This window comes from Roseateles noduli, assembly GCF_050626985.1.
Lineage (GTDB): Bacteria > Pseudomonadota > Gammaproteobacteria > Burkholderiales > Burkholderiaceae_C > Roseateles > Roseateles noduli_A.
Genome location: NZ_CP192463.1, coordinates 5,773,519 through 5,795,968, shown reverse-complemented (window position 1 = coordinate 5,795,968; position 22,450 = coordinate 5,773,519). Strand labels below are relative to the sequence as shown.

Genomic DNA, 22,450 nt, shown 5'->3' with positions numbered 1-22,450 from the left:
GACTCCGTTCAAAAGGCGCCGCGCAGTCGCCGGGCGCGTTGCACACGGCGTCGGCGACGCAGCACGAGGGCGATCAGCACCAGCAGCACCAGCACGCCGCCCGGCACCATGAAGGGCTGCGCCTTCGCGAGGAAAGGCTTGGGGCCGCCGGCGCGGGCGACACGGACGTCCTCGACGCCGACCTTCACCGCGGCATTGCCGTAGCGGCTCAGCACGTAGTTGGCGAGGTCGGCGATCTCCTGATCGCCGAGCCGATCGGTGAAGGACGCGGCATCGCCGAAGGCCGGCATGAAATGCGGCTTGCCGGCGACGGTGCGGTCCACGCCGTGCAGGATGGTGGCGATGAGGTTGTCGGCGCGATCGCCGCCCGTGGCGCTGTTGTGGAACAGCGAGGGGTACTCCCCGTTCGCGGTCCCCGTCCCGTTCTCCTGATGACAGTGCGCGCAGCTGGCGCTGAAGACCCGCCAGCCGGGATCGACCTGCTGGAGACCGCGCAGCGCGACTTCATCGCGGGACGCCTCGCCGAACGCGTGGCGCGCCTTGCCGCCCGCCTGCGCGGCGGCGCCGGCCACTGCCGGCGTCTGCTTCAGATAGGCCACGATGGCGCGCAGGTCCGATTCGGACAGGTGCTGCAGGCTGTGCTCGATCGCCTCGGCCATCGGGCCGGCCGCTTGCGCCTTGCCGTGGACCTGACCGGTCCGCAGGTACTGCACCAGCTCGTCCTCGCTCCATCCGCCGATGCCGTGCACCGGGTCCGAGGTGATGTTCGGCGCGAACCAGGGGCCGACGTTGGCGCCGGACAGGAAGGGCTTGCCCAGCTCCTCGGCCATCAGCGTGTTGCGCGGCGTGTGACAGGTGCTGCAGTGCGCGAGCGCGTTGGCCAGATAGGCGCCACGATTCACCGGCTCCGACTTCGCGGGGTCAGGCGTGAAGCGCTCGTCCTTCAGGAACAGCGCGTTCCACACCGCCATCGAGGCCCGCACGCTGAACGGGAACGGCAGCTCTGTCTCGGCCACCGGCTGGTCCACCGGCTTCACCTCGTGCATGAAGTACGCGTAGAGCGCGGCGGTGTCGGCATCGGACAGCTGCGTGTACGCGGTGTAGGGCATCGCCGGGTAGAGATGGCCGCCGTCGCGACGCACGCCCTGGCGCAGCGCGCGCTGGAACTCGAGCAGCGTGTACCCGCCGATGCCGTGCGTCGTCGACGGCGTGATGTTGGTCGCCACGATGGCGCCCATCGGCGACTCGATCCGATAGCCGCCGGCGAAGGGCGCGCCGCCCTTGGGCGTGGTGTGGCAGGCCGCGCAATCGGCCGCGATGGCCAGCTGCCTGCCGCGCGCAATGAGCGCCGCGTCGACCGCCGGCTGCGCCGCCAGCGCCAACCCCGGGCAGGCGCACAAGGCCAGCATCGAGAGCGAGAGCGCCGCTGCGCCACGCGGTATCCACCTCGTGAAAATCATCCGTCCGACCCCTGTCCGTTGTTCGTGCGGGGGCGAGCGATGCCTCATCGATGCCCCATGTCCACAGGATTGGTACCGGTACCAATCCGGATCGACGGATTTTGCATACGAATGAGTTCACCCAAGCGAAGAGCACGAGCGGCAGTCGCACCGGCGAGTCGGCACGAGCCTCTGCTCGCACGGATTTTCCATTTCGGGGCGCGTCGTTCCGGGCCCGTGCCAGCACGGTGCCAGGTCGTGCCTCGCGGGAGCATCGTGTCGACGACGACGCCCGCCAGGCTAGGTCAGCCGATCCAGGCGCCAGGCCGCCGGTGTCGATCCGGTCACCTTGCGGAACACCCGACCGAAGTGCACGGCATCGGCAAAGCCCGTGGCCTCGGCCACGTGGTCCAGCGACCGGGAGGTGTTCATCAACAGATCCTTCGCCCGCTCGATCCGTGCGCGCAACTGCCATTGGTAGGGGGCCACGCCCGTCGACGCCTTGAAGGCGCGGCTGTAGTGCGACTGGGACAGGTCCGCCAACGCCGACAGGGTCGCCAGATCCACTCGCGCCGGGAGTTGCGCATCCAGGAACATGATCGCGTCCCTCAGCTGCCTCGGAGACAGGCCCGCCGCCGGCTTGTCGGCGGTCTTGGGCGGCTCCAGCAGCCGAGCCGCGATCGCCGCGATCAGCGAGTCCCCGTACAGCTGCGTGCCAGGATCGGGATCCTGCACCGCCTCGGCCAGCAGCTTCGCCAGCGACCACACCCGGTCATCGGTGAATCGCAGTCTCGGGACGTCGAGCAGACCTGTGCCTGACGGGATCTGCAGACGCTCGCACAAGGTCGGCATGTCGAAGCTGAGGCTGACATCCTTGACGAAACGCGCATCCGCCGTGTACCCCCAGAGCTCGATGTCCGCCGGCGCGAAGTGCATGTGACGCGGCCTGTAGTCGACCGGACATGGGGTGTTCGCGCTCAAGCGAGGCTCGCAACGGCCGCGGCCGACTTCCTCCAGGATCACGCCCAGCCGGGTCTCGGGTCCGTGCCGCATCTGATGCAAGACCCGACCCCCGCAGGTGAACTCCGTCACCTCCACCAGGACCCCGTTCCAGCGGCGGCCTGAGGTCTCCCGTTTCAACAGATTTTCGGGAAGCTCAGGAGGGCTCGTCATGAAACCATGTTCGCATTCCCCTACGTGGTACGGTAGTCCCGCTGCGCGTGCAGCTGTGTTGCCAGAACAGGAACGCGACGTGGATATCGACGAGCTGAAGACCTTCGTTGAAGTGGCGGACGCGGGAGGCATCTCCCCCGCCGCGCTCCGGCTGGGGGTCGCCAAATCCATCGTGAGCCGGCGTCTCGCGCGGCTGGAAGCCGACCTCGGCGTGCAGCTGCTGGCGCGCACGACGCGGGGCGCGGCGCTCACGGAAGCCGGGATGACCTTCCGGGACTACGCCGCCCGGATCTGCGCGGAGCTCGACATCGCGCGGGAGACGGTCCTGCCGGCGGGCGACCTGCGTGGGCGCCTGCGCGTCGCCGCGCCGCTGTCCTTCGGTCCGACGCACTTCGCCCCCGTGCTGGCGGAGATGGCGCGCCGTCACCCGCAACTGCACCTCCAGACCTGCTACAGCGACCACTTCGTCGATCTCGTCACGCAAGGTTTCGACTGCGCGATCCGGGTCGGCTACCTGCCCGATTCGAACCTCGTCGCCGCGCGCGTCGGCGAGATCCACGCGAAGCTGGTGGCCAGCCCCGCCTACATCGCGACCCAGGGCGCGCCCGAGACCCCCGCGGAGCTCCTGGCGCATGAGGCGCTGATGCAGGGCACCGAGAGCTGGCAGCTGATGGATGGCGACGAGGTCATCACGGTGCGTCCGCAGGGGCGCTTCAAGGCGGACAACGGGTCGGCGCTGGTGGCCGCGGCCGTCGCGGGGTTGGGCATCGGCTATCTGCCCGACGGCCTCACCCACAGCCATGTGGCGTCCGGCGCCCTGGTGCCCGTCATGACCCGCCATCCCGTCCGGACGGCGGGCGCCTATGTCGTGCGTCCACCCGGCCCGCACCCCTCACGGAAGATCCGTGTGCTGATCGAGTTGCTGCGCGAGTACTTCGACCAGACACCGAATCTCGTGGCGGCTTAGGGATCGCCTGCCCGGCGGTCACCTACTCGCCGCTCGCCTTGCCGCTGAACACCGGGATCGATCCAAGGATGACATGCGCGGGGCCGGTCGTCGGCACGCATCCATTCAAAGCCGCCGAAGCCGATGTGCCCGGTGCCATCCGCCGGATCATCGAAGCGCAGATCGCCGTCCACGCTTCATGGGGTTCTCCTCCGCGGCATGACCTGACCCTCAGCCGGCGATCTTGGGGATGTTGGACCCCTTGGTCGCCGACTCCAGCAGCTGGACTTCCCAGGCGTAGGCGATGCCGCTGGCGCCGCCATGATCGCGGACGACTTCCGTCAGCGCAACGGCAGTCTCCACGCGCGCCCAGTCGCGCTGCCATTCGGAGATCACCGCCATCCAGGTGATGGGCACGGCGCCCGCCTGCACCAGCCGGCGCACGGCCATGTCGTGGGACTCCGCCGACACGCCGCCGGAGGCATCGGTGACGACGAACACGTCGTAGCCTTCGCCCAACGCCTGGATGGCCGGCATCGCCAGGCAGATCTCCGTCCACAGCGCCGCGAGGATCAGCTGCTTGCGGCCGCTCTTCTTCACGATGTCGGTGACCGCCGGATCCTCCCAGGTGTTGATGAAGGTGCGGTTGATCGGCTTCTGGTCGGGGAACACGTCCTGCAATCCCTTGATCAGGTAGCCGCCGCGCTCCTCGATCACCGTGGTCAGGATGGTCGGCACGTCGAAGACCTTCGCGCCCTTCGCGAGCCCGATGACGTTGTTCGTGATCATCGTCGGCTCGTGGCTGTGGAGGTTCGCGAACTGGTAGGGCTGATGGTCGATCAGGACAAGGATGCTGTCTTCGGGACGAAGCAATGCGGGAAGACCGGTCTTGGGCATGGATAAGTCCTTGAATGATCTGGCGCTCACGCGCCGTCGGTGGGATTGAGCAGGCTCCGCCGCGGCGATGCGCGGCGGGGGGTCGCCTGCGGGTGAGAAGGGATGTTGCCGACGCCGCCGCGAGAGGTCACTGTCCGATCTTGCGCACGACAGTCGGAATCGATCGCCGACGAGTACCGCCCCTCGTCGACCAGATCGCGGCGCATGGCTTGGATGACGGCCTGCACGAGCAGGCGCGGACCGACCGGCCCCGTCCGGAGGGGCACGGTGGCGCCGCCGACGTCGCAGGCCGGCAGGGTCGGAGAGAGGGCCGCAGCGATGCCGGCCCGCATGAGCGGATGGCGATGCACGACGACGACATCCGCGAACCTCACCCCGCCTGACCGCCACCACCGCCCCCGCGCATTGACGGGTGCGGCGCCCCTCATCGAGCTTGGTAATAGCCGCCGAAGTACTTGATCGGTGACCAGGCGGGCAAGATCTCGGGCAGCACCGGCGACAGCGATTGGTAGTCCTGCGCGCCGTACACCACCCGGCCATCCATGACGGTCAGGACCGAGCCGACGGACTTGATCTGGGACTCCGCGACGGTGAAGTAGTCCTTGTCCAGCAGCACGAAGTCGGCGAGGTAGCCCGGGGCGATCATGCCCACCTCCGCGTCGGCATGCATGAACCACGCGGCATTGCGGGTAAACAGCCTCAGCGCTTCGACGCGCGACAGCCGGTTGTCCTTGGCGAGCACCTCGGTGCCGGCGACCGACTTGCCCGACACCATCCAGCTGATGCCGACCCACGGATTGAACGAGGCCGCGCGGAAGGCGTCGGTGGTCATGGCCAGGGGGATGCCACTGTCCACGAGCTGGCGCAGGCGGGGGGTCTGCAGCGCCTTCTCGAGGCCATGCGTCTTGATGAAGCCGTCGCCGTGCAGCGCCATCTTGGTGTCAAGTGCGATGCCGCCGCCCAGCGCCTTCACGCGGGCGATGTTGGCGGGGCTGATGGTCTCGGCGTGTTCGAGGCTCCACCGCAGGCCGTCGATCGGCGTCTTCTGGTTCAGCGTCTCGAGCGCATCGAGGAAGGGCGTGATGTTCTCGTCGTAGCTGATGTGCTCGCGGAAAGGGATGCGACGCTGGATCAGCTTGGCGATGTCGCGCTCCACCAGGTCACGCCACTTCTCCGGCGGGATGACGATCGCGGGACGGTCGAAGTTCTCGTGGTCGTGCACCTCCGCCGACAGCAGCTCGCCGGCGCCGCGGTAGACGTGGCCGTGCGCCAGTTGCGGGTGCAGGTTCTGCCCGGGACTGATGGGCGCGGTCTTCGTGATCGCCTGGATCTGCGCGTCCACCATGTTGAAGTCGGCCCCCTCGCCGAACTGGATGTCCACGAAAGGCATGCGGAGGTTGAGCCGGTTCTCGCGGGCGAGGACGTCCACGGTGCGCTGCGCCTTGGGATAGCCGCGGAAGCCCGTGCCGGCGTCGACGATGGACGTGATCCCGACGCGGTTGAGGCTGTGGACCGTCTGGATCAGCGAGCTCAGTTCCTCCTCCGCGCTGAGCTGGGGAACCATGGCCTCGATGGCGATGAACATGAAGGTGTTGCCATGGACCACGCCGGTGTACCGGCCCTGCTCGTCCTTCTCCAGCACGGTATCCGGCAGCTGGGGGAACTTGTCGGTGCCCACGCCGAGGGCGTCCATCGCCTGCTGGTTCAGGTAGGCGCGGTTGTAGGCGTACTGCACGATGAGCGGGCGGTTGGGGACGGCCTGCCGGATCTCCTCGATGGTGGGGAAGCGCTTCTCCTCGAACTGGTAGGGCGACCAGCCGCCGACCACCTTCACCCACTGCCCCTCCGGGGTCCGCCCGGCCTGCTCGCGCAGCATCGCCAGGGCGCGACGCAGCGTCGGCACGCCGTCCCAACGCAGGGTGTAGTTGTAGCCGCCCTCGTTGAGCACGTGGGTGTGCGCGTCGATGAGGCCCGGGATGAGCCGGCGGCCGCGGGAGTCGATGACCCGGGTGTTGGCGCTCTTCAAGGCCAGCACCTCGGCTTCGGAGCCGACCGCGTAGATGCGCCCGCTCTTGACGGCCAGGGCGGAGGCGGCGGGTTGCGCGGCATTGCCAGTGAAGATTCTGGCGTTGTGAACGATCAGGTCCGCGCCTGTCGCCTCCTGCTTGACCTGTGCATGGACGTGGGTCAAGCCGATCATCACCAGACCTGCGATCAGTCGCTTCAGCTTCACTGTCATTTCCCTCTCGATGGAGATGAAAGAACGCCGCGCTGTTCCGATCTCGTTCCACGAGCCGGACACCGCATGCGTCGAATGACGGAAATGGTGCCGAGGCGGTACCGCGCCGTCACTGATCGTTCCTGCTGCCGGCAGCACGATCCGCTCATGGGGACTGGCGTTCCGCCGGAGGGCCCCGTTGATCCGGGCGAGTGCGGATAGGACATTCCCGGACGCGGCACGGCGACGCAAGCACAGGTCGCAATCGTGCAAGCGCGGCTATGGCCGGCGAGCACCTCGCTGACTACCGTTGCCGCGGGGTGTGAGGCGCGACCCCTTCGCGTCGCCCCGAGCGAAAGAGCAACTCATGCGACATCTCTCCGACAAGGCCGATCGGCTCGCCTTGGTCCTGGGCATCCTCGCCGTGCTGTCCACGCCGGCGCAGGCCGGCAAGCTCCTGCTGTCCGGCGGCGCGTACGACGACGCCAACACCGATCTCTTCGTCAACGGCCTTCGGAAGGCCACGGGTCGCGATCCCAACTTCACGCCCAACATCAACAGCACCAGCAACTGCGGCACCGACTGGACCACGACGGTCTGTCCCCGCATCGCCGTCATCACGGCCGCCAAGGACAGCTACGCGACCGGGCTGGACGCGTTCCAGAACGACATCCCGGCGTCCGGGTCCTCGCCGCTCAAGCGCGGCTACTACAACCTGTTCCAGACCCACGGCTTCTCGCCGAAGTTCATCACCGCGCACGTCGACAACTACGGCGTGCACAGCAGCGCCGCGACACCGCAGGGGCAGGCCAACATCGCGCTGATCCAGCAGGCGGACGCCGTGTGGTTCGCCGGCGGGGACCAGGCCAAGATCATCCGCAGCTTCCTGACCGACACCGGGGCCGACTCGGGCCTGGCCGCCGCGTTGCGCTCGCGGTGGAGCAACGGCAACGGCAACATCGTCATCGCCGGGGACTCGGCGGGCAACCACGCGCTCAACGCCACCATGCACGCGTCCGGCGTCAGCTACGGCTACCTCTACTTCGGCGCCGACCTGCAGGACAAGCCGGTGACGCAGTGGCAAAGCCTCATGGACACGCGCGACGGCGCGACCGCGTTGCGCGCGCTGGAGAACGGCGCCACGATGAAGGCGCTCGGCTTCCTGCCCTCCAGCCTCCTGAGCGACACCCACTTCGATTCGCGCTCCGGGCGACTCGGACGCCTGGCCGCCGCGCTGCGCGATCTGAGCGTGCAGCAAGGATTCGGCGTGGACGAGAACACCGGCGTGCTCGTCGACACGGCCGCGCAGACCGCGACGGTCTATGGCGCCAGTTCGCTCATCGTGATCGACACCGCCGCCGCCAGCGTGCAGGCGGGCACGTACTACAAGGTCAACGGCCTGCGCGTCAGCCTGCTCACCGCCGGTGACCGCTACAACTACGCCAGCAAGAGCGTGACCAGCACCAAGGCGGCCATCGGCAGTCCGTACTACTCGAGCTACTTCGACGCCACCGACGTCTTCGCGGCGCTGCAGACCTCCAAGTCGCTGACGCGGCTCGTGGACCAGTCGCCGACGACCAACATCGGCACGGCGCCCGTGCCCTCGTACAGCTCCGGACCGAATTACCCGTCGGGATCCCCCGCCATCAAGCTGCGCTTCACGCGTGACGCCTCGACCAAGGGCTATTACGGCAGCGGCCGCTACACGGTGGACAAGGCCAAGGTCGACATCTACTGAAGCGCCGCCGGCGCGCGCAGAGGCCTTGGACCAGGCCCCTGCGTGCGCAGGTCGTCAGCGCGGGTCGCCAGCGCAGGTCGCGCGGCCGACGCTCAGCGCTGCCAGGTCGGTCCGGCGTCGTCGATCTTGACGTGCGCACCGGGCTGGAAGCCGGCCGCCTGCAGCGCTTCCTGGGCGACGCGCGCGGCGGGGCCGATCTGGCCGATGCACGCGCGCGACGCGTCGTCCATCAGCGAGGCGTACAGCGGCAACGCCGGCAGCAGGTCCGCGAAGTCCCTTCGCCATTGGGGACCGACGCCCGGGGTGTCGCCCTGCTCCGGCAGGAAACGGGCCCCCAGGCCTTGCCAGAACGGCGACAGCCCCCGCGCGTCACGATGGCCCTGCAGATCCACGGACAGGCGGCCCTGCCCCTCGCGGGCCTGCACGATGCTCTTGAGCAGGAGGGCGAGCTTGAGCGCGCCCTCCTGCGCCCCCGGGTCGACGGCCAGATCGGTGATCTCGGCGGCGTCGCACAGGTCATTGCCCAACAGCAGGATCTGCTGCGGATTGAAGAGGTCCAGTTCCTCGCTCAGATGCACGAGCCTGCCCACGCGGAAATGGAATCGCAGCGCCTTGCTGGCCCCCACCGTGTCAGCGGGAGCGCCGGCATCGGCGGATAGGGCGGACAGGGCGGGCACCAGCCGGGCGCAGGCCTGCACGCGGTCGTCCTGCATCAGCAGGAACAGCGACTGTCCGGTCGCCAACGACGTCGGGACCGGCTCGCCGAGTTGATTCACCCACCCCGCCATCGTGTCGCGCCATGCGGCCGCCAGCACGCCCGGAGCATCGACGCGTTCAACCCTCATGGCGGCTCTCCTGCGCGGCGTCGGCGAGTTGCAGCGGCGCGATGTCGACCTGATCGCCTGCCGCGAGTCCCAGGCGGTGCATCGCGTCCGCCCCCAGGTTCGCCCCGGCGCCCTCGCCGTCTAACTGGCCCAGCGTCGCGCGGAAGGCCTGCCGGTCGCCGGCGGCCATCAGGTACCAGGCCCCCGACAACGAAGAGGAAGAGGAAGAAGACGAGGAAGAAGACACGGCGCCATGGACCGCACGCGACGCGCGTGCGTTCAGCGCCGGCGCGGTCAAGGTCCGCGCGGAACGCACCGTCTGCAGCTGGTCCAGGTGGGCCGAGACCGTCGGTCCCGCGTCGAACACATCGACGTAGGTGTCGGTCTCGAAGCCCTCGCGGAACAGGATCTGGAACGGCAGCTCGCCCACGGGATGCAACTGGCCGATGCTCATCTGCGCCACCGGCGGCAGCAGGCCGACGTAGACGGGCGTGCGCGGCATGAGGTCGGCGATGAGGGATTTGCTGCGGCCTTCGCTCACGCGTTCCGCCTCGGGATAACTCATCTTGAAGAAGCGCTCGCCGACCGCCGACCAGAACGGCGAGTGCCCGTGTTCATCGGACACGCCGGGCATCTCCGCGGCGATGCGCGAGCCCGCGAAGCGATCGGCGAAGCGGCGGATGAACAGCAGCCGCGCGCGCGACAGCAGCTCGGGCGCGACCGTGGTCTCGAACTCGGGCTCGATGTAGAACGAGGTGAGCAGCGTCGAGCCGGTGAGGTCATGGCACAGGTGCAGCGTGTGCATGCGCCGGGTCACGCGCAGACCGCGGGACGCATGAACCATGAACTCGTTGCGGTAGCTGTAGAAGCGCTCGTGGAAACCGGCGCTGGCGGCGATGCCGCTGCAGCCGATGACGCGCCCCTGGTGCTCCAGCAGGAAGAGATAGGACTCCTCGCCGCTGGCGACGTCCTCGGACTGGAAGGACTGCTCGGCGTGTTCGAGGCGACGGCGCAGCTTGACGGGGTCCTGGGGCAGCGAGCCGATGCCGTGGACGCTGGACGCGGCGATGCGCTCCAGCGCCGGCAGGTCGGCGCACGAGGCCGGACGCAGCAGGAGATCGTGTGGGTTCAAGCGCCCGCTCCTCGATCGTGGGGGCAAGAGGGATTCTCACCGGGTGAAGAAACGGAGTCCGTCGGCAGCGGGTCGTCGACGGCCGGGGGGGCGGTGGCCGCGGTGACCGCGGTGGGTGCGATGGCTGCGGCGGATGCGATGGCTGCGGCGGGTGCGGCGAGTGCGGTGGGTGCGGCGGGTGCGATGGCCAAGGTGGCGCCCGGCGCGCGTTCGTCGCGAGGCGTGCGGCCGAATCGGGCCTTGTAGGCGTTCGAGAAGTGCGGCCCCGACGAGAAGCCGCAGCTCAGTCCCACCTGCAGGATGGATTGCCCGCTCTGCAGCAGCAGGCGCCGCGCGCGCTGCAACCGGAGCTCCAGGTAATGCCTGGACGGCAGCGTGTCGAGGTGGCGCTTGAAGAGCCGCTCGAGCTGACGGCGGGACACGCCGCACAGACGGGCGACGTCTTCGGTCGGCAGCGGTTCGCCCAGGTTGGCCTCCATCAGCGCGAGCGCGTCGCGCAGCTTGGGGCTGGCCGTCTGGCTCAGGCGTCCCGGCTTGGGTTGCGGCTCCGCCGCGGCCCGGCCGCGTTCCAGTCCGAGCAGCGGCGCGAGGTCCGGCAACAGGTGCTCACCATGTCGCGCGCCCAGCCACGCGACCAACGCATCCACGAGCGCGGCGCCGCTCGTGGCGGTGAGGATGCCGCCCGCCCGTTCCGCTGACGGGCCTGTTGACGGGGCTGTTGACGGACCTGCGGACAGCCCCGCTGACGACCCCGCCCATGGTCCCGCCGTCAGGCCGCCCGCGGCGCTCGCCCAGAGCTGCGTGGTCCACAACACGGCGGGGAACTCGGCCTGCAGCGCATCGGCGCTGCTCCACGGGCACGCCGCGCGCCGCCCGTCGAGCAGCCCGGCCTGCGCCATCAGGCTGATCGCGCTGCCGCTCGCGCAGAGCGCGCAGCCGGTGCTAGCCAGCTCGCGCAAGGCGAGCACGAGACGCTGGGTCTCGCCCTGGTCCAGGTCGGCCCCATCGAAGCCGATGTCGACATGCGCGTCCTGCCCCACGACCACGACCAGGCCCCAGGGCTGGTGCGTGCGCAGCGGCTCCGAGCCCGCGCGCAGCCCGGCGCTGCCCGCCACCAGACCGCCCGTCAACGACAGCACGCGCGGGCCGAGCAGATACGGCTGGTCGAGCAGATCGGCCGCGGCCTGCAAGGTCGACAGCGCGGCGCCCAGCGCCAGCGCCGAGAACCCGGGCAGCACCAGGGCGGCGGTCGGCGCGTAGCGGGAGTCACTCATGGGCGCGCGGGAGCATGACGCCACTGTAGCGTCGGCGCGCGCCGGCCGTCCGGGCGCGCTCGGCTGCGGACATCACCACCCCACCCACTGCGGCGCCAGGCTCGGAATCGCCAGCATCGTCAACGCGAGCGCGACGAAGATCAGCTGCAAGGGCAGCATCCATCGGACCCATCGCCCGAAGGGGATGCGCGCAAGGCTCAGCACCCCGACGGTGATGCCGGAGGTCGGAATGATGGGCGTCGTGAGCTCGCCGAACTGGAACGCCAGGATCGCGCTCTGTCGGCTGACCTGCACCAGGTCGCTCAGGGGCGCCATGACGGGCATCGTCAGCGCGGCCTGTCCCGTGCCGCTGTGGATGAAGAAGTTGATGACCGTCTGGATGCCGAACATCTTGTGCAGCGAGAAGACCGCGTGCTCCGAGGCGACCCAGGGCGCGAGGCCGTGCAGCATCGCGTCGATGATCTGCGCGTCGCGCATGAGCACCACCGTGCCCTTGGCCAGCGCGATGACCAGCGCGGTCCCCGCCAGGTCCTTCGCGCCGGTCAGGAAGTGGCGCACCCATTCGTCCTGCCCTATGCGGGCGATGAGACCCACGACGATGGCCATGGCCAGGAACACGGCGGCGATCTCCTCGATGTACCAGCCGAAGCGCACGACGCCCACGATCATCGCGACCAGCGTGGCCGCGAAGCTCAGCAGCACCAGGCGCTGCGCCGGCTGGATGCCCGGGAAGGACGCGATCGCCTGCAGGTCCAGCGCGGCGCGCTTGTCCTGGTCGTCGGCGAAGCAGGGACTCGTCTCAGGCCGCTGGCGGATCCTGCGCGCGTACAGCATCAGGAAAGCGATGGTCACGCCGGTGAACACCACCCAGCACACGAAGCGGTAGCCCAGCCCCGAGAACAGCGGGACGCCCGCCAGACCTTGCGCGACGCCCACGTTGAACGGATTGAGGAAGGCCGTCGCGAAGCCCACCTGCGAGCCCACGAACGGGATCGCCACGCCGATGAAGGTGTCGTAGCGCAGCGCCAGCGCCAGCGGCACGAAGATCAGCACGAAGGGGATTGCCTCCTCGGCCATGCCGAAGGTCGCGCCGCCCAGCGAGAACATCGTGACGAACCCGGGGATGAGCATCGCCCGCACGAAGGCGGAGTCCTGATGCGCCCGGGCCACCGCCTTGATGAGCGCGTCGATCGCCTGCGTGGCCTGCAGCACCGAGAAGGCGCCGCCGACGATGAGCACGAAACCGATGATCAGGCCGGCTTCGACGAAGCCCTTGATCGGCGCCATCAGCACGGCGGCCACGCCTTGCGGCTGGCTGGCCACCGCCTGATAACTCGTCGGGTCGATGACCGGCTTGCCGTCCACCAGCACCGTCGCGTACTTGCCGCCGGGGACGAACCAGGTGGCCGCCGCGATCAGGACCAGCAGCGCGAAGATCAGGACGAAGGTGTTGGGCAGCTTGCGGAACGTCATGGGTGGGCTCAGAGGGAGAGCAGCTTGCCGCTGCGGTACGGCGTGGGACCGGCGATCTTGGCCAGGCGCATGCCCCGCGTGACCCAGCGCCGCGAGAGGCGCGCGAACAGCGTGCCGCCGACTTCCGCGATCACCGGCACGCGGGCGCTGGACGCGGGATCGACGATGTCGGCGACGCAGTCGCCGACATTCACGCGGTCCCCGATGGCGCGGTGGAACACCAGGATCCCGCTGTCCGGCGCGACCATCGGCTGCACGCCTTCGAGCGGCGTCGCCTCGCAACGCGCCGCGGGCATCGCGGGGGGTTGGCCCAGCACGTGGCCGGTGTCCTGCAGGAACTCCACCAGCGCGCTGGCGTCCTGGATCGCCAGCGCGTCGTCCACGTCGGTCTCGCCGCGGAGTTCGACCGTGGCGGCGAAGCAGCCCGGCGGGATGGGATGCGCGGCGCCGAAGCGCTCCGCCAGTTCCCACCAGTGGCGCGACAGCGACTCGTCGAACGGATCGTCGCCCGAGCAGGCGCAGAGCAGCAGCGCCTCGGCGCGCAATCGCCGGGCCAGCAGGCCGGCGGTGTCCGCCTGCGACGAGCCCGCGTAGACATGCATCGCGGCCTGGTGGTCGCAGTGCAGGTCCAGCACGATGTCGGCGTCGATCGCCAGGGTCTGGAGCAGCAGCTTCAGCGACTCCGCTTCCGACTGCGCCTGGTGCTCGTCGAGCGCCTGCCGGGCGGACTCGCGGATGAGGCTGAGATTGGTGGCGGCGTCGCCGGTCAACAGCCCCTCGACGCGCGCCGCGATGCGCTCGGTCAGATGCTGGAACTGCCGGTTGAAGTTGACGCCCGAGGCCATGTCGAACCGGCCGTGATGCGCGCCTTGCAGCGACTGCGACAGGCCGATCGGATTGGCCATGGGCACGAGCACGATCTCGCCCAGGAGGGCGCCCGCGTCGTCCAGTTCCTCCAGCAGCGTGCGCAGGTGATGGGCCACCAGCATCGCGGGCACTTCGTCCGCATGCAGCGAGGCTTGCAGGTAGACCTTGCGGCCGGTGAGGCGCCGCCCGAAGTGCAGGCTGCACAGGGCGCGGCGCGTGCCTTGCGAGGCGCCAGGCAATTCGTGTTGACGGACCTCCATGCTCAAGGCCTCGTCGTGGCGCCGACGGCAGGCGCGCCGTGCGTCGTCGGGGCCGGCAACGCCCGATACAGCGGCAACGCGACCCGCACCGGACGCACGTCCAGATGCACGTTCACGACGGTGTAGTCCTCGCCGCCGAACGCGCCGGTGAACCAGCCCACCGTGTCCGGCCCCTTGTACAGGCGGAACTCGAAGCCGAGCGGCTCGCCGCGGTCGGCCTTCGCGCCCGCACCCGCGCCCGCGCCCGCGCCCGCGCCCGCGCCCGCACCCGTGCTCGTGCTCGTGCTCGTGCTCGTGCTCGTGCTCGTGCTCGTGCTCGTGCTCGTGCTCGTGCTCGCGTCGAGTCGGGCGGCCAGGCCTCGCAACTCCTTGGCCGGGCTGTCCAGCAACTGCGCCATGGCCTGCACGATCGTGTTGTCGCCCAGGATGTCGGGATAGAAGGGCTCGGTCTTGAAGTACGGCTTGAAGTCGGACGCCGCCGGATCCAGGACGCTGCTGCCGCGCTTCTGGGCCGACGCGGTGACCGCGCCCGTCTTGAGATCGATCCGGTCGCCACGTTCCAGGTAGGTGAGGCGCGCGTTCTCGACGTTGAACGCGGGCAGGCGGGCGTCCGTCTTCGCGTCCCGCAGATCGACGAAGAGTGCGCCGCGCGCGCCGATCACCTCGGCCTGGTGGGCGGTGATGACGGCGGCGCTGTTCTCCTCGACGCCCAGGCCCGAGCGATATCCCTTGGCCAGCATCAGCGGCAGCATGCGTCCGATGCGACCGCGCTTGAGGAAGTGCTGGTCGATGAAGAGGTCCTCGCCGACGAAGCCCAGGCCCCGGTCAATCTCGACGCCGTCGCGCAGCTGCCCGTGCATCACCTGCAGCACGTCCTGCGCGTCGCGGAACATCACCCGGCTCATGATCGCCGCGCCGGCGCTGGTGCCGGCGATCACGCCGCCGTGGCGGTAGACATCCCAGATGGCATCGAGCATCGGCGTGGGGCGGCCCTGCGGCTGCAGGGTGTCGACGATCAGTTCCTGCGCGCCGCCGGAGAAGAAGACGCCGCGGGCGCCACGCACCTTCGCCAGCAGCGCCGGATCACGCAGGGCCGATTGCAGCGCGTCGGGCGACAGCTTGGGCGTGACGGGAATGGCCTGCGCGTCGGCGCCGCGTTGGCGCAGCGCATCCACGATCTGCGCGGCGGAGCGCTCCGGGTTGGCGGCCGCGGTGGCGAAGACGACGAACCGGGCCTGGCGCCCGCCGGCCTCGTCGACGATGCGTTGCCACACGGCGTCGTTGTCGAACTTGAGCGCACCGCCGATGACGATCGCGGTCTGCGCCTGCGCGGCGATGGCCGACACGACCAGCGACGCGCCGACGGCGGCGCGCCGGCCGAGGCGGACGAGGCGGGATGAACTGCGGGACATGTGCATGCCGCCATGGTGCGGGCCGGTCTCGCCGATCGCGACAGGGTTGCACCTCAGAGGTGCCCTGCATGCAAGCCGGTGTCGCAATGCTGCAAGGTGTTGGGGCCTGCGAGGCGCGGCCTCGTGGCACGGCTTGCGGCGAAGCGACGCGGTCTTGCATCGGCGCGACCGCCCCGCCAAAACCCCATGTCGACCGGTGGACACCGACTTCTAGAGTGCGCCGCAAGGACGGCCTGGCGCCGACCTGAGCTCCCCCAACTCTTCGAGGCCCCCCATGGTCACCACACAGGTTTCGCGCCCGCACGCCATCGCCCACGCCGCCGCCCTGCTGCTCCTCATCACCACTGCCGCCGCCCACGCGCAGGAGGCCGGCAGCCAGACCCTGGAGCGCGTGGAGATCACCGGCTCCAGCATCAAGCGCCTGGCGGGCGAGACCGCCCTGCCCGTGCAGACGATCAAGCGCGAGGACATCGCCAAGACCGGCGCCACCACCGCCGCCGAGCTGATGCGCAACATCAGCGGCAACGCCGCGGGCCTGACCGACGGCGCCAGCATCAGCGACAACAACGGCGGCCAGCGCGGCTTCAACGGCGCGAACCTGCGCGGCATCGGCGTGTCCAGCACGCTGGTGCTGCTCAACGGCCGGCGCCTGGCCAACTTCGCCTCGCCCGGCGACAGCGCCGGCGTGGACCTGAACAACATCCCTGCCGGTGCCATCGAGCGCGTGGAGATCCTCAAGGACGGCGCCTCCGCCATCTACGGCACCGATGCGATCGGTGGCGTCATCAACTTCATCACCCGCAAGGACTACCGCGGCGTGGACCTCAACGCCTATGCGTCGGGCACGCAGGAGGGCGGCGCGGGCAAGCGCGCGGCCTCGGTGGCCGCCGGCTACGGCGACCTGGGCGAGCAGGGCTTCAACGTCTTCGGCGTGCTGGACGTGCAGAAGCTCGACGCCCTGCGTTCCACGCAGCGGGACTTCCTCAAGGAGCGGCCGCTGTCCGAGCTGCTGCCGTACTACATGTCCAGCCGCCCGTATCCGGCCAACCTGCGCCTGTCGGGCTCCGCATCGACGCGCGCCGCGCAACTCGCCGCCATCAACGCCGCCGGCTACACGATCGGCGGCCAGCCCTTCACCGATCGCACGGTCAACCTCTTCGCGCCGGACTGCCAACCTCCCGCGAGTGTCTTCACGCCCGGCACCCAGACCTGCGGCTACGACTACATGGCCGACACCGAGATCTATCCCGACGCGAGCAAGACCAGCTTCCTCGGCCGCGGCGTGCTCAAGATCAACGATCGCAGCCAAGCCTTCCTGGAGATACTCCGCAGCCGCGCCGAGACGACCTACGTGCTGTCGCCCAACCCGACCAACTTCACCGGCGTGAGCGTGGCCGCGCTCAACAGGAACCTGCCGCGCCCGATCAACTACAGCGGCACGGTGGAGGTGCGGATGCGGGCCACCGAACTGGGCAACCGCTCCAACGAAGTCACCAGCGACGCAGAGCGCTATGTGGCCGGCCTCACCGGCAGCTTCGGCAACGACTGGGACTACTCGCTCGCCGCGAGCTATGCGAAGAACAAGTCGCAGGACAAGTACGTCAACGGCTACTTCCTCTTCGACCAGCTCGATGCCGGCGTGAAGTCGGGCGACATCAATCCCTTCGGGCCGTCGTCGGCCGCGGGCAAGGCGCTGATCGAGTCGATCCGCGTCAACGACGTCGCGCGCAGGTCCAGCGGCACGACGCAGGGCGTGGACGCCAAGCTGACGGGCTCGCTGATGGAGCTGGCCGGCGGCTCGCTCGGCATCGCGGTGGGCGCCGAGCTGCGCCGCGAAGGCCAGAAGTTCACGCCGTCCGCGCTGCTCGTGTCCAACAACATCGGCGGCGACCGCGACGGCTCGCTGGACCCGGGCGTGCCGGACACCTCGCTCAAGGCCACGAGCAACAGCCGCAACATCGCGTCGGCGTACACGGAGCTCAGCGCGCCGTTGCTCAAGGAACTCGAGGTCCAGGCCGCCGTGCGCTTCGACCACTACCAGGGCGTGGGCAGCACCACCAATCCCAAGCTCGGCCTGCGTTACCAGCCCAGCCGCCAGCTGCTGCTGCGCGCCTCGGCCGGGACCGGTTTCCGCGCGCCGTCGTTCAGCGAGCTCTACCGGCCCACGAGCTACGGCTCCAGCCCGGCCTTCATCTACGACAAGGTGCTCGACAGCTTCGACCAATGGGCCACCCGCAAGGAAGCCAACCCCAACCTGAAGCCGGAGCGCTCGCAGCAGTTCTCGGCCGGCATCGTCGTCGAGCCGGCACGCGATGTGAGCGTGAGCCTGGACTACTGGCTGATCAAGAAGCGCGACGTCATCAGCGACCTGTACGAGAAGACGATCCTCGAGAACCCCGATCGCTACGCGCAATACATCGAACGCAACGAATTCGACGAGCCCACCATCGTGCTGCGCAAGGAGAACCAGGGCCGGCTCAAGACCTCCGGCCTGGACCTGGAGGCCACCCTGCGCAGCAGCCCGAGCGCCTGGGGTCGCTTCGGCCTGAACCTCAGCGGCACCTACATCCTGGCGTACAAGCGCCAGTTCGGCCCGCTGGAGCCGTATGTCAGCAACGTCGGCCGCTTCCTCAACGACCAGGTCATCCAGCGCTGGCGCCATCGCGCCTCGGTGGACTGGGAGTTCGGCGACTTCAACGTGACGCTGGGCAACACGTTCTACTCGAGCTACCAGGACGACAGCTACCTGCCGGACACGGCGCCGCGCCGCGTCAAGGCGTACTCGCTGTGGGATGTGTCGGGCGCCTGGAAGGTCAACAAGATGCTGCGCGTGCGCGCCGGCATCCAGAACCTGGCCGACACGGCGCCGCCGTTCTCCAACCAGAGCTACTACTTCCTGTCGACCTACGACCCGACCTACACGGATCCGCGCGGGCGCACCTTCTACGCGAGCGTGAACCTGTCGTTCAAGTAGAGCGACGGCCGGGTGAAGTCCGGGCGAGGACCTGGTGAGGTCCGGGCGAGGACCTGGTGAGGTCCGGGCGAGTTCCCGGTGAGGTCCCTGTGATCTGAAACGGCGCGGCGCACGTACAGACGATCCATCCACAGGGCTTCACCGGCGTGAGCGGTCAACCACCGTGCACGCCCGTCGCGTATGTCGTCGCTTCCCTCCCCGACCGCCGGACCTCTCTCCCTCGGCTGGCGTCACCGCGTGCGACGGCTGGCCGTGACCGCCTGCCTGGCCCCCGCGATGGTGCTGCTGCCGCGGGGTCCGGCGCCGGGCCGGCCGGGATGAGCACGATGAGGAGCGCCGTGCGTTCCCTCGTCGTCGTGCTCGGCGACCAACTCGATGCGCAGTCCTCCGCGTTCGACGACTTCGATCCGCGCGTCGACAAGGTGTGGATGGCGGAAGTCCGCGAAGAGTCGACGCACGTGTGGTCCAGCCGGATCCGCATTGCGCTGTTTCTCGCGGCCATGCGTCATCACGCCGATGTCCTGCGCCGCCTGGGTCGGGACGTCGACTACGTGAGGCTGGACGACGCCGGAAACACCGGGACGCTCGGCACCGAGTTGTCGCGCGCGCTGCAGCGCTGGCAGCCGCTGCGCGTGCTGATGACCGCGCCGGGCGACTGGCGTGTGCTGAAGGCGCTCCGCGGCGCTGCCGCGCAGTCGGGTGGGACGATCGAGCTGCGGGACGACCGCCACTTCTTCTGCACCGTGCGGGAGTTCTCGGCCTTCGCCGGCGATCGGCGGAGCCTGCGGATGGAGACCTTCTACCGGCACATGCGGCGCCGGCACGGCGTCCTGATGGTCGGCGACGAACCCGCCGGCGATCGCTGGAACTTCGACGCGGAGAACCAGCAGCCCTTCCCGCGCGGCGGACCGGGCTTCGTGCCGGAGCGAGTGGGCTTCGCGCCCGACGCCGTGACGCGGGAGGTGATCGCGCTTGTGGCGCGGGAGTTCCCCGATCACCCCGGATCGCTGGAGAACTTCGACTGGGCCGTGACGCGGGAGCAGGCGCTGCAGACGCTGGACCGCTTCATCGCGGAGCGTCTGCCGGAGTTCGGCCGTTGGCAGGATGCCCTGTGGCCGGACACGCCCTGGCTGTGGCATGCGCAGCTGTCGGCCGCCATGAACCTGAAACTGATCGGCCCGCGGGAGGTGGTGTCGCGCGTCGAACAGGCCTGGCGCGCGGGCCAGGTGCCGCTGGCCAGCGCGGAGGGCTTCATCCGACAGGTGCTGGGCTGGCGGGAGTACGTGCGTGGTCTCTACTGGACCCGCATGCCGGCGCTGGCGCAGGCCAATGCGCTGGACGCCGACGAGCCGCTGCCGCGCTTCTTCTGGACCGGGGAGACGGACCTGGTCTGCCTGGCGGATGCGCTGCGGCAGACGCTGACGCTGGGCTACGCCCATCACATCCAGCGGCTGATGGTCACCGGGCTGTTCGCGCTGCTGCTGGGCGTGCAGCCGGATCGGGTGCACGAGTGGTACCTCGCCGTCTATGTGGATGCGGTGGAGTGGGTCGAGCTGCCCAACACGCTGGGCATGAGCCAGTTCGCCGATGGCGGCTTGATGACCAGCAAGCCCTACATCGCCAGCGGCAAGTACATCGAGCGCATGAGCAGCGGTCAGTATTGCGCGCGCTGCCCCTATCGACCGGAACTCAAGGTCGGTCCTCGGGCCTGCCCGTTCACCACGCTCTACTGGGATTTCATGCGCCAGCACCGGGCGCGATTCGCTCGCCATCCACGACTCGGTGCTCAGATTCGACAGCTCGATCGCCTCTCTGAAGCGGACATGCACGCGATCAGCGCGCAGGCGCGACAGCTGCGCGAGCGCTTCGCGGCTGACATGACCCAGGAAGAAAAATGAAGATTCCCACCCGACCTGTCTTGAAGCGACTCCTGATCGGCATCGTCCAGTTCTGCCTCTTTCAGGGCGCGTGGTTCGCGTGCGTGTACGGCGCGGCGCAGGCGCAGGCCGGGTGGGGCGTCCTGGCCGTGGCCGCCGTGGTGCTCGTCAGCTGGCGCATGAGCGACCGGCCCGTTGCGGACATCACCCTGGCAGCGCAGGCGGTCCTGATGGGGCTGGCCTGGGATACCTGGATGCTCAGAGGCGACTGGGTGCATTACGCGTCGCCGGGACCGCTTGAAGGCTGGGCGCCGGTCTGGATCCTCGCGCTGTGGGCGCTGTTCGCGACGCTGCTTCGCGGGCCGCTGTCCTGGCTGCATGGACGGCCGCTCCTTGCCGCCGCACTGGGCGCCGTGGGCGGCCCGCTGTCCTATCTCGCGGCGGTGCGGCTGGGCGCCGGGAGCTTTCCGGCGCCCGGGCCGGCGCTGGCCGTTCTGGCCGCGGGATGGGGCGTCATGACGCCGGTGCTGACCGAATCCGCGAGATGGTTCTCCAGGGCGCCCGGGAACTTGCAGGCGCCATCGCCCAGGTAACCACGTCGCGATCGGTGCAAGTTCGGGGGTGACGCCTGTCCGATGGCGCATACTCCTCAAAGATCAAGGCGAAGCGAGTCATTTCCGCCACCACCCGCTGCGACCGGCGCGACGCCGCAGCCCGCCAGGGCCATCGACATGCGTGGTTTCCTCCTGAACAACCGCGACGAGCTCATCCAACGATGCAAGGACAAGGTCGCCCTGCGGCCATCGCGCGGCGCCACGCGCGAGCAACTTGTACACGGCGTGCCGCTCTTCCTCGACCAACTGACGCGCACGCTCGAAGCGGAAGGTGACGGTGACGTTGCCGGCGGGCTGCGAATCTCCGGCCCGGCAGGCGGCGATGCCACCGCGTTGTCCGAGATGGGCGTCTCGGCGACTGTCCACGGCGGCGAGTTGCTCGGACTCGGCTACACGGTCGACCAGGTCGTCCATGACTATGGGGATCTCTGCCAGGCGATCACCGACCTTGCCGTCGAGCGCGACGCCCCGTTTTCCGTCGACGAGTTCCGGACCCTGAACCGCTGCCTGGACAACGCCATCGCCGACGCCGTGACCGAGTTCGCCACCCAGCGCGAGCTTGAACTGGCCCGGCGGCAGTCCGCGGAAGAGAACGAGCGCCTCGGCTTCCTCACGCATGAGCTGCGGAACCATCTTCACATCGCCAAGCTCGCGTTCGCGGCCTTGGACTCCGGAAGGCTTCCGGTCGGCGGCTCGACCGGCGCGGTGCTCAAACGCAGTCTCGGCTCGCTGGAGAGCTTGATCGACCGCTCACTCGCCACCATCCGCGATGCGGCGGCGGCCTCCTCGCAGCCGCGAGTCTTCTCCCTCGCGAAATTCCTGGCCGACGCCGGGCGCGTGGCGGAGCTCTACGCGGCAGACACCGGCTGCACACTCCGGATCGCCGACGTCGACCCGCATCTGGCGATCAGAGGCAATCGCGAACTTCTCTCCGCGGCGCTCGGAAACCTGTTGCAGAACGCCTTCAAGTTCACCCATCCGTGCAGCGAAGTCTCGCTGCAGGCCCGCACCTCCGACGCCTGGATCCTGGTGGACGTCGAGGACCGTTGCGGTGGCCTTCCGGTCGGTGGCGCGGAGACGATGTTCGAGCCGTTCAAGCAGGGCTTCGACGACCAGCGAGGGCTCGGGCTGGGGTTGTCGATCGCCAGGCGCAGCGTCGAGGCGGACGGCGGACGATTGACGGTCCAGGACATGCCGGGAAAGGGCTGCGTCTTCACCCTTGCAGTACCGCTGCACCGGCTGGAATAACGCGGCACGGCGAACTGGCCTCACGAAGGCGGAGACGGACAAGACCGCCTTCGGTCGCGTGAGGCGCCACGGTGCGCAGGCTTC

General features: G+C 69.2%; 17 protein-coding genes. 6 read left to right on the top strand and 11 right to left on the bottom strand.

Annotated elements, in window-relative coordinates:
* Window positions 1-8: 8 nt before the first annotated feature.
* Together ACQ4L4_RS25305 and ACQ4L4_RS25300 are read right to left on the bottom strand one after the other, a co-directional pair.
* A complete protein-coding gene (locus tag ACQ4L4_RS25305; protein WP_431101548.1) occupies window positions 9-1,460 on the bottom strand; it encodes a c-type cytochrome in 1,452 nt (483 codons plus the stop codon).
* A gap of 279 nt (window positions 1,461-1,739) precedes the next feature.
* The gene (locus ACQ4L4_RS25300) at window positions 1,740-2,420 is read right to left on the bottom strand and encodes a helix-turn-helix domain-containing protein (protein ID WP_431101547.1); all 681 of its coding nucleotides are present in this window, start codon (window positions 2,418-2,420) and stop codon (window positions 1,740-1,742) included.
* Between the two features lie 271 nt (window positions 2,421-2,691).
* On the opposite strand from ACQ4L4_RS25300, the gene ACQ4L4_RS25295 reads away from it, so the two are divergent.
* Complete coding sequence (locus ACQ4L4_RS25295; RefSeq protein WP_431101546.1) at window positions 2,692-3,579, top strand: LysR family transcriptional regulator; 888 nt, start codon at window positions 2,692-2,694, stop codon at window positions 3,577-3,579.
* Between the two features lie 210 nt (window positions 3,580-3,789).
* Here the strand turns inward: ACQ4L4_RS25295 and ACQ4L4_RS25290 are convergent, their stop codons facing one another.
* From ACQ4L4_RS25290 to ACQ4L4_RS25280, 3 genes are all read right to left on the bottom strand, one after another.
* Window positions 3,790-4,455: a hydrolase gene (locus ACQ4L4_RS25290; protein ID WP_431101545.1), complete on the bottom strand. Its 666-nt coding sequence runs from the start codon at window positions 4,453-4,455 to the stop codon at window positions 3,790-3,792.
* A gap of 26 nt (window positions 4,456-4,481) precedes the next feature.
* Entirely contained in the window at window positions 4,482-4,805 is a 324-nt protein-coding gene (locus ACQ4L4_RS25285) for a hypothetical protein (RefSeq protein WP_431101544.1), read from the bottom strand.
* Window positions 4,806-4,879: 74 nt separating this feature from the next.
* A complete protein-coding gene (locus ACQ4L4_RS25280; protein WP_431101543.1) occupies window positions 4,880-6,694 on the bottom strand; it encodes an amidohydrolase in 1,815 nt (604 codons plus the stop codon).
* Between the two features lie 346 nt (window positions 6,695-7,040).
* Between ACQ4L4_RS25280 and ACQ4L4_RS25275 the strand changes: the two genes are divergently transcribed.
* Window positions 7,041-8,411, top strand: coding sequence for a cyanophycinase (locus ACQ4L4_RS25275; RefSeq protein WP_431101542.1), 1,371 nt, complete (start codon window positions 7,041-7,043; stop codon window positions 8,409-8,411).
* Between the two features lie 92 nt (window positions 8,412-8,503).
* Here the strand turns inward: ACQ4L4_RS25275 and ACQ4L4_RS25270 are convergent, their stop codons facing one another.
* The 6 genes from ACQ4L4_RS25270 to ACQ4L4_RS25245 all read right to left on the bottom strand — a co-directional run bounded on the left by ACQ4L4_RS25270 (window position 8,504) and on the right by ACQ4L4_RS25245 (window position 15,653).
* A complete protein-coding gene (locus ACQ4L4_RS25270; protein ID WP_431101541.1) occupies window positions 8,504-9,256 on the bottom strand; it encodes an arginine N-succinyltransferase in 753 nt (250 codons plus the stop codon).
* On the bottom strand, window positions 9,246-10,367 hold the full coding sequence (locus ACQ4L4_RS25265; RefSeq protein ID WP_431101540.1) for an arginine N-succinyltransferase: 1,122 nt from the start codon (window positions 10,365-10,367) through the stop codon (window positions 9,246-9,248). Before ACQ4L4_RS25265 ends, ACQ4L4_RS25270 begins: the two co-directional genes overlap by 11 nt.
* On the bottom strand, window positions 10,364-11,641 hold the full coding sequence (locus tag ACQ4L4_RS25260; protein ID WP_431101539.1) for a GlxA family transcriptional regulator: 1,278 nt from the start codon (window positions 11,639-11,641) through the stop codon (window positions 10,364-10,366). Before ACQ4L4_RS25260 ends, ACQ4L4_RS25265 begins: the two co-directional genes overlap by 4 nt.
* A 72-nt stretch (window positions 11,642-11,713) precedes the next feature.
* The gene (locus ACQ4L4_RS25255; RefSeq protein WP_431101538.1) at window positions 11,714-13,114 is read right to left on the bottom strand and encodes a YfcC family protein; all 1,401 of its coding nucleotides are present in this window, start codon (window positions 13,112-13,114) and stop codon (window positions 11,714-11,716) included.
* Between the two features lie 8 nt (window positions 13,115-13,122).
* Entirely contained in the window at window positions 13,123-14,241 is a 1,119-nt protein-coding gene (locus ACQ4L4_RS25250) for a succinylglutamate desuccinylase/aspartoacylase family protein (RefSeq protein WP_431101537.1), read from the bottom strand.
* Between the two features lie 2 nt (window positions 14,242-14,243).
* The gene (locus tag ACQ4L4_RS25245) at window positions 14,244-15,653 is read right to left on the bottom strand and encodes a cyanophycinase (protein ID WP_431101536.1); all 1,410 of its coding nucleotides are present in this window, start codon (window positions 15,651-15,653) and stop codon (window positions 14,244-14,246) included.
* A gap of 274 nt (window positions 15,654-15,927) precedes the next feature.
* Between ACQ4L4_RS25245 and ACQ4L4_RS25240 the strand changes: the two genes are divergently transcribed.
* The 4 genes from ACQ4L4_RS25240 to ACQ4L4_RS25225 all read left to right on the top strand — a co-directional run bounded on the left by ACQ4L4_RS25240 (window position 15,928) and on the right by ACQ4L4_RS25225 (window position 22,366).
* Window positions 15,928-18,627 (top strand): TonB-dependent receptor, encoded by a 2,700-nt coding sequence (locus tag ACQ4L4_RS25240; protein ID WP_431101535.1) that lies wholly within the window; start codon window positions 15,928-15,930, stop codon window positions 18,625-18,627.
* A 326-nt stretch (window positions 18,628-18,953) separates the two neighbouring features.
* Window positions 18,954-20,525, top strand: a complete 1,572-nt coding sequence (locus ACQ4L4_RS25235; RefSeq protein WP_431101534.1) for a cryptochrome/photolyase family protein — start codon at window positions 18,954-18,956, stop codon at window positions 20,523-20,525.
* On the top strand, window positions 20,522-21,097 hold the full coding sequence (locus tag ACQ4L4_RS25230) for a DUF2878 domain-containing protein (protein WP_431101533.1): 576 nt from the start codon (window positions 20,522-20,524) through the stop codon (window positions 21,095-21,097). The genes ACQ4L4_RS25235 and ACQ4L4_RS25230 overlap by 4 nt, the downstream gene beginning before the upstream one ends.
* 138 nt (window positions 21,098-21,235) lie before the next feature.
* The gene (locus tag ACQ4L4_RS25225) at window positions 21,236-22,366 is read left to right on the top strand and encodes a sensor histidine kinase (protein ID WP_431101532.1); all 1,131 of its coding nucleotides are present in this window, start codon (window positions 21,236-21,238) and stop codon (window positions 22,364-22,366) included.
* Window positions 22,367-22,450 lie beyond the last annotated feature (84 nt).

What these genes read in the sequence shown, in the direction of transcription:
- ACQ4L4_RS25305 (WP_431101548.1), bottom strand. Translation starts at nt 1,460, where the DNA reads ATGATTTTCACGAGGTGGATACCGCGTGGCGCAGCGGCGCTCTCGCTC.
- ACQ4L4_RS25290 (WP_431101545.1), bottom strand. Translation starts at nt 4,455, where the DNA reads ATGCCCAAGACCGGTCTTCCCGCATTGCTTCGTCCCGAAGACAGCATC.
- ACQ4L4_RS25280 (WP_431101543.1), bottom strand. Translation starts at nt 6,694, where the DNA reads ATGACAGTGAAGCTGAAGCGACTGATCGCAGGTCTGGTGATGATCGGC.
- ACQ4L4_RS25275 (WP_431101542.1), top strand. Translation starts at nt 7,041, where the DNA reads ATGCGACATCTCTCCGACAAGGCCGATCGGCTCGCCTTGGTCCTGGGC.
- ACQ4L4_RS25270 (WP_431101541.1), bottom strand. Translation starts at nt 9,256, where the DNA reads ATGAGGGTTGAACGCGTCGATGCTCCGGGCGTGCTGGCGGCCGCATGG.
- ACQ4L4_RS25260 (WP_431101539.1), bottom strand. Translation starts at nt 11,641, where the DNA reads ATGAGTGACTCCCGCTACGCGCCGACCGCCGCCCTGGTGCTGCCCGGG.
- ACQ4L4_RS25255 (WP_431101538.1), bottom strand. Translation starts at nt 13,114, where the DNA reads ATGACGTTCCGCAAGCTGCCCAACACCTTCGTCCTGATCTTCGCGCTG.
- ACQ4L4_RS25250 (WP_431101537.1), bottom strand. Translation starts at nt 14,241, where the DNA reads ATGGAGGTCCGTCAACACGAATTGCCTGGCGCCTCGCAAGGCACGCGC.
- ACQ4L4_RS25245 (WP_431101536.1), bottom strand. Translation starts at nt 15,653, where the DNA reads ATGTCCCGCAGTTCATCCCGCCTCGTCCGCCTCGGCCGGCGCGCCGCC.
- ACQ4L4_RS25240 (WP_431101535.1), top strand. Translation starts at nt 15,928, where the DNA reads ATGGTCACCACACAGGTTTCGCGCCCGCACGCCATCGCCCACGCCGCC.
- ACQ4L4_RS25235 (WP_431101534.1), top strand. Translation starts at nt 18,954, where the DNA reads ATGAGGAGCGCCGTGCGTTCCCTCGTCGTCGTGCTCGGCGACCAACTC.
- ACQ4L4_RS25230 (WP_431101533.1), top strand. Translation starts at nt 20,522, where the DNA reads ATGAAGATTCCCACCCGACCTGTCTTGAAGCGACTCCTGATCGGCATC.
- ACQ4L4_RS25225 (WP_431101532.1), top strand. Translation starts at nt 21,236, where the DNA reads ATGCGTGGTTTCCTCCTGAACAACCGCGACGAGCTCATCCAACGATGC.